The following is a 13,129-nucleotide window of genomic DNA, read 5'->3' on the forward strand; positions in this document are numbered from 1 at the left end:
CCTCCGACCTACCGTGACCTGACCGGCAACTCGATTCGTGTCGCGTGCTCGCGCTCGTGATACACCGTGTTCGTCGCCACACGATACGCACGGTCGCCGTAGAGCGGACCACCCGTGTTGGGGTTGACGTCGAAGCGCGGGTAGTTCGACGAGGAGACGTCGAGGCGGATCCGGTGGCCCTCCCCGAACACGTTGGCGGTCGGGTACGGCTCCATCGGGAACTCGTAGACCTCTCCCGGATCGAGGAACTCTGCCTCGCGTCGATACCCACGGTACCGACCCCGACAGATCGAGTCCGAGAGGTTGAGCGCGAACCCCTCCGGGAACTCGGGGTCCGGCGGATACTCGTCGATCAGCTTCGCAGTGAAGTCGGTGTCCGGACCGTCGGTCGATCCCTCCACGACGACGCGGATCGGCCCGACGATCTCGACCGGCGCTTCCAGAGGGGCCGTCCTGAACGCCACGACGTCCGACCGGTGTTCCAGCGGACCGTACGGTGGATCCGCCCCGAACGTCTCCGGCCGCGTGCGCTGGTCGTGGCCGCCGCGTCCGGTGATCGAGAGCGTCGGTCGATCCGCCAGCGGACATTCCTCGATCGACTCTCGCCTGGGCTCGAGCGTGTAGTACGACGAGCAGTTGCCGCCGATCGTCGGGACTGGATCCCTCGGATCGAACTCGTAGGCAGTCGCCGAGTCCTCCGCGTCCGGCCGATTCGATGAGAGCGTACCGTCGCCGTGAGCGTAGTACGTTCTGAACTCGGTACCCGAGAGCGGCCACTCCTCTCCGCTGGCCCACTCGCCGCCGTGGGAGAGCCGACCGCCGGGTGCGAGTCCGCCCTCGCCGGTTCCCATCCGGAAGTAGCTCACGGGGGGCTGGTCTGCCCAGGTGTCTTTCCCCTTCAGGTAGTGATCGAAAAAGCGTAGTCTCGTCTCCAGGTGGTCGATGACCGCCGCTTCTCCGAAGTCCGTCTCGCCCGAGAACGTCCGCGTCCAGGTCGACTGCCCGCCGTGGGTCCACGGCCCCATGATCAGGAACTGGTCGCTCTCCGTCCGTTCACTGAGCGCCGCGAAGTTGTCGACGGTCGCCTTCGCGTAGGAGTCGTACCAGGCCCCCGAGTAGACGGTGGGGACGTCGGCCATCACGTCGTAGTGGCGTGCGAAGTTCAGCGAGGGCGAGTCCCAGAACTCGCTCTCGCCCTCGGTCGTCGCGAAGTCGAAGACGTACCGTTCGTAGTTCGGGAGGTGCGAGAGCGGCGACTGCCCCTCGATCACGGGACCGTTCGCGAGCACGTCGCGGGTGTCGGTGGCGGCCAGCTTCCGACGCAGGTCCGGATCGGAGAGCGCGCGTTGCGCGCCGGGCGCGCCGAGGGTGAGCGCCCAGGTGAGCCATCGGAGTTCGAACGCGCCGTTGTGGCGCAGCGTCGCCTCCCACGCGCTCGCAGCGCCCTGGTTGACGAACATGGCGGCGAGGCCCTCCGGGTCCTGGGTGGCGAGCGCGCTCTGAACCCAGGCCATGTACGAGGTGCCCATCGTCCCGACCTGTCCGTCGCAGTAGGGGCGGTCGGCGAGCCACTCCACCGTGTCCGCCCCGTCCTCGGCCTCGCTTCTGAGTAGGTAGAACTCTCCCTCGCTCGCGTACCGCCCGCGGACGTCCTGGAGCGCGACGACGTAGCCCCGTTCGGCGTAGTACCGCCCCGCGTTCTCGACGCGCTCTCTCGCCCGTTTGTCGTACGGCGTGCGTTCGAGCAGCGCCGGCATCGGCTCCTCCACCGGATCGCCGGTCTCCGGGTCCGCCGGTCGATAGATATCGGTCGAGAGCGAGACGCCGTCGCGGGTCTCGACGCGACGGTCGAACGCGACTGCCGTCCCGTACTCGGGATCGCTGGCCATACGAGACACTCGCTGTGTGCTCCGTTAACTCCCCACCTCGCGGAACGGATCGCCGCGACCTACCCGTAGTGGGTGCGGAACTGCTCGATCTGCGTTTCGAGGGTCGGTCCGATCGCGTCGCGGTTGACGTACGCCCAGTCCTCGCCGTCGAAGAGCGCGACGATCGGACGCTCGGGGTAGGAGCCGACGGGCCAGCGGGCGGTCGTCTCGATCGGGACGTACGCGCCGTCGAGGACGGGCAGTCGTCCCGCGTCCCCGTAGCCGTCGGGAAGGTCCTCGGCACGCACCCCGAGGAAGACGTGATTCGCCAGGAAGACCAGCGCCGTCCTGTAGCCGAACGGTCCCTGCGAGAGGATCCCCGAGAGCAGGTAGGTGGCGTCCTTGCAGTCGGCGAGACAGTCGACGAGCGTCTCCTCGACCGTTCGGTGGTAGTCGTGGGTCCCTTTCACCTCGCTGTCGAGGGCGTACTGGATCGACTGGACGTACCTGACCGCGAGCGCGAACGCCTCGCTCTCGTCGAGCTCCGCTCTCTCGCCCGGTTCGATCGGCTCGTCCATCCGTCGCGTCTCGGTCGCGATCAGCTCCCCGAGTCGTCCCGCGTACCGGTTCGCGGAGGCGTCGGCGAACGACCGGATGTACCCCCGGGGTCGCCGCCGCGAGCGCTCGTAGGCCGACTTCCCGACCGTGTAGTCGAGTCGCCGTCGCCGACCCTCGTCGTCGCGCCAGACGTGCGTCAGTTCGTACCGTCCCTCACCCACCCACCGGAGGCCGTGGTCGAACCTCCCGGACGTCGGAGCGTCCTCGACCGGGGCGTCGGTCACGCCGACGTCTCCCGATCGGACGAGCGGGTCCGACTCACAGAGGTAGGCGGCGTCGGTCCCCCGTTCCAGCTCGATCACGTACCGCCAACGCCCGTTCGTCCGCGGCCGATCGAACCGGAGCGTCACCCGTCCCCTGCTATCGACCACCGGTCCGTCCACCCGCTCGAGCAGGTCGCCGCTTCCCGTCTCGCGACGGCTCCCGACGAGCCGTCCCGCCGGGAGCGATCCGTCCGGGCGAACGTCGACGGTCACCCGGTCGCCGGTCCGAGCGACGACGCTCGCCCCGGAGGGAAGCGTCCCCATCCGGACCTCGGAGGGGGCACGCCGTCTCGCGCTCGCGGCGACCCGGCCGGCACCGATCGTGAGCGCAGCGGCGCCCCCGCCGAGGGTCGCACCGCCCACCCCCGCGAGGCTCGCGAGGAAGCGTCGCCGGTTCATCTCAGACAAAACACCTCATCATATCGGATACGTTATCCGGACCTGCCGATCCCCAGTAATGAACTTTCTGGCAGGGGCTACACCGGCGAAGGGGGACGTCGCTGAACGGGTGACCGGTCGAGAGATGGCCGGCGTGTGCACCGTCCCGAGCGGGGTACGGCTAATACCGACCCGCGCGTACCGTTCGCATGAGTTCTGCGCTCGTCGTGGGTGCCACCGGCTTCGTCGGCCGACACGTCGTCTGGACGCTCCTCGACCACGGCTACGACGTCGCGGCGGCGAGCCGCGGCAGCCACGTGTTTCGGTTCGCCGACCCGGGCGTCGAGGCCGTCACCGTGGACAGGACCGATCCCGAGGCGCTCGCCGCGGTGGCGAGACGCGTCGACCCCGACGTCGTCGTCGACTGCGCGGCGATTCATCCGGAAGACGTCGAGGTGGGAGTCGAGACGTTCGAGGGGGTCGACGCGTACGTCTACGTCTCGAGCGGGGCGGCCTACCGGGGACGAGCGATCCCGAAGCGCGAGGAGGAGTCGCCGCTCCACGAGTGTACCCCGGAGCAGGCCGCAGACGGCTCGATGGCGAGCTACGGCCCCCGCAAGGCCGAGGGCGATCGGATCGTCGCCACGGCCGCCGAACGGGGCGTCGCCGCGACGAGCGTCCGTCCAACGGTCGTCTACGGCCCACAGATCACGGAGGAACGTGCCGACGAGGCGATCGGGACGGCCCCGTGGGAGGACGGGATCCCCGCGTCCTGGGCGCCGGACGTCTCGGGTATCCAGGGCCACCACGACTACTGGATCGACAGGATCCGCCGCTCCGACCGCGTCGTCGTTCCGGGCGACGGGACCGCGATCTGGCACCGGGCGTACGTCGAGGACGTGGCCGAGGCGATCAGGACCGTCGCCGAGCGTGGGCGGCCGGGCGGGGCGTACAACGTCGGCGACCGGCGCGTCTGCACGCTGGAGGACGTCGTCGTCCTGATCGCCGAGGCACTCGACGCCGAGGTCGAGGTCGTCCACGCGAGCCGTCGCGACCTCGCGGGCGTGGGACTCTCGCCCGGTGAGTTCCCTCTCTATCACCACCCGATGACGGGCTACCCGCACGTGCTCGAGACGTGTAAGCTCGCGTCGCTCGGCTGGGAGTCGACGGGGGTCGAGAGAGCGATCGAGCGGACCGTCGCCGAGTGCCTGCGAAGCGGCCGGCCGGGACGCGTCGACGACCCGAGACGGGAGGCCGAAGCGCGCCTGCTCGACCGCCTTAAGACGTAGCGATCGGGCCGCTCCGCGCGGGACGACGCTCAGCCGTAGAACTCGTTTCTGCCCGCCGCACCCGCCCGGCACATCGCGATCGCCCGCTCGAACGCCTCGGGGTAGCACTCGGCCTCGACGGCCGTCGTCCGTCCGTCGACCCGTTCGATCCCGGGCAGGCCGCCCGCGTGCGCCGCGTGGTTCGTCGCCGACCAGTCCGCCTCGATCCGCGTCGGTTCGTCCGGCGCCCTCACCGTGAACTCCCCGGCCCGTTCGACAGCCCTCCTGGCCGCCTCGCGGATCTCACCCTCGCACTCCTCGACCGGCCGACACCGTGCGCTGAAGCGGTCGATCCCCTCCTTCACCGCGACGGTCTCCACCTCCCCGAGTTCCACGCTGGCTTCCGCACAGGTCGCGTCGTCGCCGGTCACGAGGCCGACCGGAACGCCGAGTGCCGCCGCGAACCGGGCGTTCCACCCGAGCTCGCCCACCTCGTCCTCGTCCACGCGAAGCCGGAGCAGTTCGTGTGCGAGGAACGTGTGGTTGAGCACTGCGTTCTCCGTACCCGCCATCGCGTGATAGCCGACGAAGAGGGCGACGTCGTGGTCCCGGCACAGGCCCTCGACCATCGACCGTGGCTTCGTGCTGCCGCGGATCAACGCGGCCCGATCGTCGAGCCGACTCCGATCGAGGTTCCGCATCGTCGAGTGCGCGTCGTTCACCACCACATCGATCGCACCGGCCTCGACCGCGGCGTTCACGTCCCCGTGCAGGAGCTCCTGGCCCGGAGGGTACTCCTCACAGCCCTTCACGACGTCCGCTGCGGTCGCGATACCGCTCACGCCCTCCATGTCCGCGGAGACGAACACTCGCATGCCTCCGCTGCGCACAGGGGTCAAAAAGCTCTATCCCTCGACCTCGGCGAACCGCCGTTCGAGTGCCGTGACGAGCAGCACGGCGGCCAGCCGCGCGGTCGTCCCCGTCGGGTCGTAGCAGGGTGAGACCTCCATCAGGTCGAGCGCGCCGACTCGCTCGTCGGCACCGACAGTCTCCAGTACCCGGAGCGCCTCGTCGGCCGTCAGGCCGCCGGGAACAGGGGTCCCGGTGCCGGGCGCGGCGCTCGGATCCACCGCGTCGACGTCGAACGTGACGTAGACGGAATCCGCTCCCTCGGCAGCCGCGTCGAGCGCTCTTCGCACCGACTCCTCGATCCCTCGCTCGCGTGCCTCCCGGGCGGTCTGGACGTCCATACCCACCTCGTCGGCGAACACGAAGAAGCCGGGCGACTCGTAGCCGCGAAGACCGACCTGTGCGACGCTCGCGTAACCGCCACGATCGCTCCCGGCGATCAGGTTCGTACTCGACCCGTGGAACTCGGTCCCGAAGACGGGGCTCTCGACGACCGTATCCGAGTGGGCGTCGATCTGTACGAGTCCGACCCGGTCGTGATCCGCGCCCTCCGCGAACCCGCGGAACGAGGGGTAGGTACAGTAGTGGTCCCCGCCGAGCACCACGGGGACCGTCCCGTTCGAGGCGACGCTCGCGACGTGACGCCGGATCGCCTCGCCCGTCCGCTCGTGGCTCATCGGGAAGACGGGGACGTCACCGCAGTCGGCGATCGAGAGTGTGGAGAGGTCGATCTCCGCGCCGGTCTGGAGGTTCGTCAGCCCACCCTTGTACCCCCCGAGGTACGCCCACCAGCCGCTCTCCCGACGGATCGCCGCCGGTCCGTAGCGCGCGCCGGGGCGGTTGCTCACCGCCCCGTCGTAGGGTGCCCCGAGCACCGCGACCTCCTCGTCCGTGAGCGCCTCGACCGGCCGGTGTGGCGCCTTGAGGAACGTCCCGATCCCGGCGTACGCGAGTTCGACCGCGGAGCCGGGCGTCCCCTCGTCGCTCCCGTCATCGCTCTCCGTCTCCGGATCGTCTACCATGTGACGGCTTCACCACCCGGTGTGAAAACCCTCACTCACAACCCTCACTCACCTCGCACGCGACGGCGGATGCCGAGGTCACGGCCCGAGCTACTCGCGACGAACCGGACGTCGTACGTGGGACCCGAAGAGCCGCTCGCGTCCCCGTACCGCCGACGATCAGAGGAGTCGCGTCGTGAGTTCGAGCCGGTCGTCGAGGTCGGCGACGTACCCCTCTTCGTCCGGGTCGAGGTCGTTCACTACCACCGCGTCGGCGGCGCCGTAGGCGTGGACGAACGAACTCCCCCCGCGGCTGATCGCGACGTGACCCGGGAAGAAGAGCAGGTCGCAGGGTCGGAGCGCCTCCCGACCGACCGCCCGTCCCATCGCGCGCTGCTGGTCGGCGTCCCGCGGCATCGTGATCCCGATCCGTCGGTAGGCGATCCAGACCAGCCCCGAACAGTCGATCCCATCGTGGCTCATCCCACCCCACCGGTACTCGGTTCCGAGGAACGACTCGGCCGCGGCGAGCGCGTCGGCCCCCGTCGCGTCGGATCGCGGGACGGTCACGGAGTCGGTGGGGACGGCAACTTCGAGACCGGTCCGGAACGCGACCGTTGCCTCCTCGTCCTCGCGGTCGAGGACCGCGCAGTCCGCGCCGGCCGGGAGCGTCGTACTCGGTTCGACCGTCACCGGCGTGGAGAGCGTCGCGTCCGGGTCGACGGGCGCCGAAACCGAGAGCGCTTCGCGCCCGATCCAGCCGAGGTAGCCACACGGCGTCCGCACTCGACGCCAGCCCCCCTCGTGATCGTACGCCCCGAGCGTCGCGCCGTAGAGCGCGGTCGTCACCCGTTCGGCGTCGGGCTCCGCTCGCACCGGCGCACACGGGACGGCGAGGGTCCGCTCCTCGCCCCGCGAGAGGACCGACACCTCGCTCGCGTCGATCGGCTCGGCGCTCACCTGGCCGAGCACTTCGACCGCCCGCCGTCGGAGGGCGTGCGAGGAGACGGTTCCCGAGAGCCTGACGTCGCCGTCGCGTCGATCTGCCTCCACGTCGAAACACGAGATCCGGTCGTCGGGAGCCGAGATCGTCTCACAGTACGAGAGCGCGAGCGAGAGGTCGTCGGTCATACCCCGGGTACCGCGATCGGTGGCAAAAGGGTTCGGCTACCAGAGGTTTTTCTCGCTCCCAGAGCATCCACCGGTATGTCCGGTCTCGAATGTCGCGTGGACGACCGCACGCTCGCCGCCGAGTGGACCGACGACAGCCCCGAGACGCGGGCCGCCGTCGAGGCCGCGCTCCCGCTCTCCGGGGAGGCCTCGCGCTGGGGCGAGGAGCTCTACTTCCGAACCGACGTCGACGTCGGTCCCGAGAATCCCAGAGAGCTGGTCGATCCCGGAACGATCGCCTACTGGCCGGCCGGGAACGCGCTCTGTCTCTTCTGGGGGCCGACGCCCGCGAGCGAGGGCGAGGAACCGCGGGCTGCCTCGCCGGTCAACGTCGTCGCGCGGGTCGAGGATGTCTCGGCGCTCGCGGACCTGGAGGGGAGCGCGTCCGTCGAACTACGGGAGGGCTGAGTCGCGTCTCAGCGATACGGCCCGAAGACGTCCCGGTCGAGTTCGTCCGCGACGTGGTCGGCGAGCGTCGCGAGGTTCTCCGTGTCCTCGCGGTTGTACCGCACCAGGCGATCTAACGCGCCCTCGTCGCCGTGCCTCTCGAAGCGCTTCCAGAGCCGCACCGCTTCGAGGCCGTCGACGCCCTCGTCCTCGCGGCCGATCCCCACGTCGCGCTCGATCCGTTTCAGCCCGCCCGTGAGCCCGGCCGAGCGACAGGGATACATCAGGTCGAGGTGGGGTGTGTCGACCGAGAGATCGAACGCGGTCTCGAGAAAGGGCACGTCGAAGCGCGCGCCGTTGAACGAGACGAGCAGGGAGGCGTCGGCGAGTTCCTCACGAACCCGCTCTCGGGTGAGGTCGTCGTCGCGGACGAGCGTCGTCGTCTCCCCGTCACAGTGAAAGCTCACCGTCGTTACGACGTCCCGGTGTTTGCTCAGTCCGGTCGTCTCGATGTCGAAGAAACAGGCGTCGGTGCGGAAGTTCTCGTAGAGCCGCCAGCGCTCGGCCGAGGGGAGGCGGTCGGCGAAGAACTCGGCGTTGCCGGCGTCGAGTTCGTCGTAGCCGCGGTCGATGAACGCCTCGACCGAGGCGCAGGTCGTCTCGCCGATTCCGGGTACCGAGCAGAACTCGTCCCAGTGGGTGACGCCGTGGTCCCAGAGTCGCCGCTCGGTCCGTTCGCCGACGCCCTCCGCGAGGATGAAGCTGTTCTCGACGCGCACAGGTGTCCTGCGAGCGTCGCCGAGTTATCGGTTTCGGATCACTCGAGGGTGAACGAGAGGCGCTCCTCGTCGCTGCCCCGCGTCTCCCGGTCGGTCACCGACAGTTCGCCGATCAGCCCGGTCGACTCGACGTGGGTTCCCGCGCACGCGGTCCGATCGTAGGGCTCTTCGGCGTCGCCGATATCGACGATCCGGACCTCCGTGATGCTCTCGGGGAGCAGGTCGAGTCGCGTTCGCTCGGGACCGAGATCGGCCTCCGCGGCCTCCCGGTCCATCTCGTACCACCGGACGGGGAGGTCCGAGTCGATCAGGTCGTTCAGGCCGGTTTCGATCCCCGCGAGGTCGTCGTCGGTGAACCGCTCGTAGCCGCAGTCGAGACGGGCGCGGTCGGCGTAGAGCTGATTGCCGGTCGTGGGGGCGTCGTAGCTCTCGAGGAGGTAGGCCGAGAGGAGGTGCTGGACGGTGTGATAGCGCATGTGGGCGGCGCGTCGCTCCCAGTCGAGGTCTCCGACGACGGTCTCACCCACCTCGGGCGGCTCCGGGCCGTCGACCGTGTGGTAGATCGTATCCCGTTTCGCCACGTCCGTCACACGCCAGGTCCGGTCATCGGTGGAGAGCGTGCCGGTGTCGTGGGGCTGGCCGCCGCCCGTCGGGTAGAAGCAGGTCCGATCGAGGACGACCCGGTCGTCGAGCGTCCGGTCGACGCGTGCCTCGAACTGCCCCCTACTGGAGTCGGTCAGGTACAGCGGTTCGGTCATCGGTCTCGGTTACCCCTCACCGGTGAAGCGGTTTCCGCTCTCGATCGCTCTCCTGACTCCTCGTGTGGGCCGTCTCGCTCCGGTCACGTTCCTGTCACTCGTCGGCCCCACCACGCCGCTAACGGGCGGGACTTCGGCCCACACCGAATCTCCGTCTACTATTTAACCAAACGGTTAAATATGGGCGTGGCGTATATTTAACCGGATGGTTGAACAAGATGCGGACGACGTCGACCTCGACGCGGTCTTCCGGGCGCTCGCGCACCCGATCCGCCGGGATCTGCTCGAGCGGCTGGCCGGCGGTCCCGAGCGCGTCGGCACGCTGGCCGAACCGTACGACGTCTCGCTGGCGGCGGTCTCGAAGCACCTGAGCGTGCTCGAGGACGTGGGGCTCGTCGAGGTCGAGAAGGACGGACGCGCCCGCCGGTGTCACCTCGACGCTGCGCCGCTGAGCGCGGCGTTCGGCTGGCTGACCCGGTACCGCGTCTTCTGGGAGGACCGACTCGACGCGCTCGCCGACCATCTGGAGACCGAGGATCGATGACACCCGATACGACCGACAGCGAGTTCGACCCGAGCGAGTACGACCTGACCATCGAGCGGACGTTCGACGCTCCGCGCGACGCGGTGTGGGCGGCGTGGACCGATCCCGAGGAGGTGGCCGAGTGGTGGGGACCGGAGGGCTTCACCGTCCCACGCTGTGAGATGGACGTACGATCGGGTGGAACCTACCGCATCGACATGCGGGCGCCCGACGGCACGATCTACCCGGACGAGGGGGAGTTCCACGAGGTCGTCGAGCCCGATCGCCTCGTCTTCACGAGTCGCGCCTTCGAGGACGACGATGGGAGCTACGGGCTCGAGGTGGACAACACGGTGACGCTCGTCGAGCGCGACGGGCGGACGACGCTCACGCTCGAGGCGGAGGTCGTCAGGGCGACCGACGAGGTGCGGGGAGCGCTCTCGGGGATGGAAGAGGGCTGGAACGGGAGCTTCGAGAAACTCGCCGAGTCGATCGCAGCGAGCGGCTGACGCGGCGGCGATCGTCCGTTTCGAGCCCCGATCTCGAACCCCTCGATTGTAGCGAGCGTCGTGACCGACCCCGTGTGAAACCGTGTCGTAACGCTCAAGAGAGCGACACACCTTTCCTCATCTAAGAATGAACGCTAGCCCGGTTCCCGAGGTGTCTCTATGGGTGTCGAGATAAAGGAGACGCCCGTTTCCGACGATGAGTTCGAGGAGATGTGCGAGTTCGTCTACGAGTACCTCGCCGCGAGCGTCGCCAACGAGCGCGAGGGCGGCCGCATGCGGTGGTACCCGTGGCACTCCGCGGACTACCGCTACGCACACACGATAAACGTGGTAGACCTCGCGGAGGAGCTCGCCCGCGCGGAGGGCGCGGACCCCGACGTCACCCGCGTCGCGGCGCTCTTTCACGACGTGGCGAAGCTCGACGCCGACCAGGACGTCCACGCCGAGGAGGGCGCGCGCGTCGCCCGCGAGTACCTCACCTCCCGGGGAGAGTACCCCCAGTCGTTCGTGGACGAGGTTTGCAGAGCGATCGTGAACCACTCGTATCAGGGGCCGCTCGCCGACGTCTCGCTCGAGGCGCGCTGTCTGATCGAGGCCGACTTACTCGACAAGGTCGGCGCGAACGGCGTGACGCTCATGTTGCTTCGGATGGGCTACGAGGCGCGCTCGCACCTGGACGCCGCGACGATGGTCGAGCGCGTGCTCACACGCGGCGAGGAGGCAGTCAAACGGATCGAGAGCGAGACGGCAGAGAGCATGGCCCACGAACGGTTAAAGCGCGTGCGCTGGTTCCGCGAGTGGCTCGAACTCGAGGTGCCCGAGATGGACGTCACCGAAGAAGAGTGGTGAGTTCGTTCGCCGCACCGTAGAGAAAGAGGAGGCCGAAGCCGGCGAGGACGAGGGCGCTGCCCACCGCGACCGCCGGGGCGAACCAGTCGGCGCGCTCGCCCACGGCGACGAGCGCCGCCGGAAAGGTGACGATCCAGATGGCGATCCCGGAGAAGAAGCCGACGACGATCGCGGCGCTCCCGGTCGAGACGGCGAGGTCGCCGAGGACCGGGAGCGCGAACGAGAGCGTTCCGGGGTCGAGCAGCGTCACCCCCACCGTGAGCCACCAGAGCACCTGATACGGGTTCGAAAGCGAGAGCCCGAACGTCTTCCTGAACCCAGTCGAGTCGCCGGCCTCGCCCTCGGTGAACGAGCCTCTCGCGCTGCGGGCCGCCCCGACGGCGAAGTAGCACATCAGGAGGCCGCCGACGGCCATCATCCCCGCCTGCGCGCCCGGCGCGTTCTGGAGTACCGTCGCGACGCCCGCGAGCGCCACGAGGAAGAAGACGCCGTCGGCGCTCATCGCGCCCAGCCCGGCACGAAAGCCCGCGGCCCACCCCCTCAGGACGCTCTCCTCCGCGATGATCGCGTTCATCGGTCCGGGAGGAGCTGCTAACGAGAGCCCCAGGAGGACGCCGGCGGCGAGCGAGCTCGCGAGCGAGAGCACACGTTCCCTTGTGGGTCGCGGTGCGAAAACGCCTCTGATCCGGACCTACCCCGGGCACGCTCGCCGTGACGTGGATAGCTCGTCGAGTCCGTGGTCGTCGTCCTGTGCATCCGTGGACTCCACCCGATCCCCGGTCGGTCGGTCGGTCGGGCGTGACCGCTAACCAACAAAGAATTGATAGTAAAATACCTTCATATATTATCTAAAATACATATATAATCATTCTCCACAATTTCAACAATTAGGCGAGTAATAATGAAAATGAGTGGTATAGAGGAAGATTCTTTGGATTTCCTCGACGACCGTTAGTTTTATAGGTATCAGGTGAGTTGACATTCACGCCCGTCAAGGGCACGCGACAGAGGGGAGGGGACAGGGATTGCCTCTGACAGCACCCGGTTCGGGTGGGATCCTTCCGACCCACCTCGTTCGATGCTAACGACCACCTGAGAAAACGTTCGCGACCGGACCAAACACCGAAACAGCGTGGTATCCACGGGTACCCGCTACGGCCAGAGAACACGCATGCCGTCTGTCGGTGACCGAAACCGCTCTTCGCCGAAACGATTTTGAACAGACTCACGGTACAAGAAGCGATGGCGGGCCTACTGCCCACCGACTCCGACGCGGAGCCGTCGGGCGAGCCGCGGGTGATCGGCATGGACAGCGCCGATGCGGGTGCGGTCCTCGACGCGCTCTCCTCGGAGACCACCCGGCGAGTCTACGTCGCCCTCCAGGAGGAGCCAGCCCCCGTCTCCGTCGTCGCCGATCGGACCGACCTCTCCCTGCAGAACGCCCGCTACCACGTCGGGAAGCTCCGCGAGGCGGGGCTGATCGAGGTCGTGGACACGATCTACTCGGAGAAGGGCCGCGAGATGGAGATGTTCGCCCCGGCGGACGCGCCGATGATCGTGGTCCTGGGCGACGAGCGGGAGAGGAACGTCCGCGACGCGCTCACGAGACTCCTCGGCGCGGTCGCGCTGCTCGGGTTCGTCAGCGCGTTGATCCAGCAGGTCGCGGCGGCGCTCGCGCCCGAACGGGAGGAGAGCGACGCGGTGGCGGTCGAGACCGCACCCGCGGAGCCGGGGGTCGGCGACCCCCTCCTCGACATCGCGCTCACCGATCCCGGGGTGCTGTTCTTCCTCGGGGGGCTCGCCGTCCTCCTCGCGGCGTTCGCGGTCTGGTGGACGAGAAGCTGAGGGG

The 13,129-nt window shown here is 68.6% G+C and carries 14 protein-coding genes; 6 read left to right on the forward strand and 8 right to left on the reverse strand.

The features are described 5' to 3' along the window. Window positions 1-8: 8 nt before the first annotated feature. A complete protein-coding gene (locus V2L32_RS10150; protein ID WP_331236375.1) occupies window positions 9-1,889 on the reverse strand; it encodes a CocE/NonD family hydrolase in 1,881 nt (626 codons plus the stop codon). 59 nt (window positions 1,890-1,948) lie between these two features. Next, window positions 1,949-3,148: a hypothetical protein gene (locus V2L32_RS10155; RefSeq protein ID WP_331236376.1), complete on the reverse strand. Its 1,200-nt coding sequence runs from the start codon at window positions 3,146-3,148 to the stop codon at window positions 1,949-1,951. 188 nt (window positions 3,149-3,336) lie between these two features. On the opposite strand from V2L32_RS10155, the gene V2L32_RS10160 reads away from it, so the two are divergent. Beyond that, window positions 3,337-4,416: an NAD-dependent epimerase/dehydratase family protein gene (locus V2L32_RS10160; RefSeq protein WP_331236377.1), complete on the forward strand. Its 1,080-nt coding sequence runs from the start codon at window positions 3,337-3,339 to the stop codon at window positions 4,414-4,416. Between the two features lie 29 nt (window positions 4,417-4,445). On the opposite strand, the gene V2L32_RS10165 is transcribed toward V2L32_RS10160, so the two are convergent. The 3 genes from V2L32_RS10165 to V2L32_RS10175 all read right to left on the reverse strand — a co-directional run bounded on the left by V2L32_RS10165 (window position 4,446) and on the right by V2L32_RS10175 (window position 7,436). Next, entirely contained in the window at window positions 4,446-5,270 is an 825-nt protein-coding gene (locus V2L32_RS10165) for a M55 family metallopeptidase (RefSeq protein ID WP_331236378.1), read from the reverse strand. A 30-nt stretch (window positions 5,271-5,300) separates the two neighbouring features. After that, window positions 5,301-6,326, reverse strand: coding sequence for an agmatinase family protein (locus V2L32_RS10170; RefSeq protein ID WP_331236379.1), 1,026 nt, complete (start codon window positions 6,324-6,326; stop codon window positions 5,301-5,303). Window positions 6,327-6,485: 159 nt separating this feature from the next. After that, entirely contained in the window at window positions 6,486-7,436 is a 951-nt protein-coding gene (locus tag V2L32_RS10175; protein WP_331236380.1) for an NlpC/P60 family protein, read from the reverse strand. A gap of 75 nt (window positions 7,437-7,511) precedes the next feature. On the opposite strand from V2L32_RS10175, the gene V2L32_RS10180 reads away from it, so the two are divergent. Continuing rightward, window positions 7,512-7,883, forward strand: coding sequence for a cyclophilin-like family protein (locus tag V2L32_RS10180; RefSeq protein ID WP_331236381.1), 372 nt, complete (start codon window positions 7,512-7,514; stop codon window positions 7,881-7,883). 8 nt (window positions 7,884-7,891) lie between these two features. Here V2L32_RS10180 and V2L32_RS10185 read toward each other — a convergent pair whose 3' ends face one another. Then, window positions 7,892-8,641, reverse strand: coding sequence for a ribonuclease H-like domain-containing protein (locus tag V2L32_RS10185; protein ID WP_331236382.1), 750 nt, complete (start codon window positions 8,639-8,641; stop codon window positions 7,892-7,894). A 38-nt stretch (window positions 8,642-8,679) separates the two neighbouring features. After that, window positions 8,680-9,399, reverse strand: a complete 720-nt coding sequence (locus V2L32_RS10190) for an alanyl-tRNA editing protein (RefSeq protein WP_331236383.1) — start codon at window positions 9,397-9,399, stop codon at window positions 8,680-8,682. Between the two features lie 205 nt (window positions 9,400-9,604). Here V2L32_RS10190 and V2L32_RS10195 point away from each other — a divergent pair, with 205 nt between their 5' ends. From V2L32_RS10195 to V2L32_RS10205, 3 genes are all read left to right on the forward strand, one after another. Next, window positions 9,605-9,943: an ArsR/SmtB family transcription factor gene (locus tag V2L32_RS10195; RefSeq protein ID WP_331236384.1), complete on the forward strand. Its 339-nt coding sequence runs from the start codon at window positions 9,605-9,607 to the stop codon at window positions 9,941-9,943. After that, window positions 9,940-10,431 carry an SRPBCC family protein gene (locus tag V2L32_RS10200; RefSeq protein WP_331236385.1) on the forward strand — a complete coding sequence of 164 codons (492 nt, stop codon included), beginning with the start codon at window positions 9,940-9,942 and terminating at the stop codon, window positions 10,429-10,431. The genes V2L32_RS10195 and V2L32_RS10200 overlap by 4 nt, the downstream gene beginning before the upstream one ends. A gap of 159 nt (window positions 10,432-10,590) precedes the next feature. Then, window positions 10,591-11,280 (forward strand): HD domain-containing protein, encoded by a 690-nt coding sequence (locus V2L32_RS10205; protein WP_331236386.1) that lies wholly within the window; start codon window positions 10,591-10,593, stop codon window positions 11,278-11,280. Here the strand turns inward: V2L32_RS10205 and V2L32_RS10210 are convergent. Further along, entirely contained in the window at window positions 11,261-11,926 is a 666-nt protein-coding gene (locus V2L32_RS10210) for a LysE family transporter (protein ID WP_331236387.1), read from the reverse strand. The genes V2L32_RS10205 and V2L32_RS10210 overlap by 20 nt on opposite strands. Before the next feature lie 596 nt (window positions 11,927-12,522). On the opposite strand from V2L32_RS10210, the gene V2L32_RS10215 reads away from it, so the two are divergent. Next, window positions 12,523-13,125, forward strand: coding sequence for an ArsR/SmtB family transcription factor (locus V2L32_RS10215; protein WP_331236388.1), 603 nt, complete (start codon window positions 12,523-12,525; stop codon window positions 13,123-13,125). Window positions 13,126-13,129: the final 4 nt, after the last annotated feature.

Origin of the sequence: Halalkalicoccus sp. CGA53 (assembly GCF_036429475.1) — an archaeon.
Lineage (GTDB): Archaea > Halobacteriota > Halobacteria > Halobacteriales > Halalkalicoccaceae > Natronorarus > Natronorarus salvus.

Bases quoted from the DNA above. Each gene is read 5' to 3' on its own strand.
- V2L32_RS10150 (WP_331236375.1), bottom strand. From the start codon at position 1,889: ATGGCCAGCGATCCCGAGTACGGGACGGCAGTCGCGTTCGACCGTCGC.
- V2L32_RS10155 (WP_331236376.1), bottom strand. From the start codon at position 3,148: ATGAACCGGCGACGCTTCCTCGCGAGCCTCGCGGGGGTGGGCGGTGCG.
- V2L32_RS10160 (WP_331236377.1), top strand. From the start codon at position 3,337: ATGAGTTCTGCGCTCGTCGTGGGTGCCACCGGCTTCGTCGGCCGACAC.
- V2L32_RS10165 (WP_331236378.1), bottom strand. From the start codon at position 5,270: ATGCGAGTGTTCGTCTCCGCGGACATGGAGGGCGTGAGCGGTATCGCG.
- V2L32_RS10170 (WP_331236379.1), bottom strand. From the start codon at position 6,326: ATGGTAGACGATCCGGAGACGGAGAGCGATGACGGGAGCGACGAGGGG.
- V2L32_RS10175 (WP_331236380.1), bottom strand. From the start codon at position 7,436: ATGACCGACGACCTCTCGCTCGCGCTCTCGTACTGTGAGACGATCTCG.
- V2L32_RS10180 (WP_331236381.1), top strand. From the start codon at position 7,512: ATGTCCGGTCTCGAATGTCGCGTGGACGACCGCACGCTCGCCGCCGAG.
- V2L32_RS10190 (WP_331236383.1), bottom strand. From the start codon at position 9,399: ATGACCGAACCGCTGTACCTGACCGACTCCAGTAGGGGGCAGTTCGAG.
- V2L32_RS10195 (WP_331236384.1), top strand. From the start codon at position 9,605: ATGGTTGAACAAGATGCGGACGACGTCGACCTCGACGCGGTCTTCCGG.
- V2L32_RS10200 (WP_331236385.1), top strand. From the start codon at position 9,940: ATGACACCCGATACGACCGACAGCGAGTTCGACCCGAGCGAGTACGAC.
- V2L32_RS10205 (WP_331236386.1), top strand. From the start codon at position 10,591: ATGGGTGTCGAGATAAAGGAGACGCCCGTTTCCGACGATGAGTTCGAG.
- V2L32_RS10215 (WP_331236388.1), top strand. From the start codon at position 12,523: ATGGCGGGCCTACTGCCCACCGACTCCGACGCGGAGCCGTCGGGCGAG.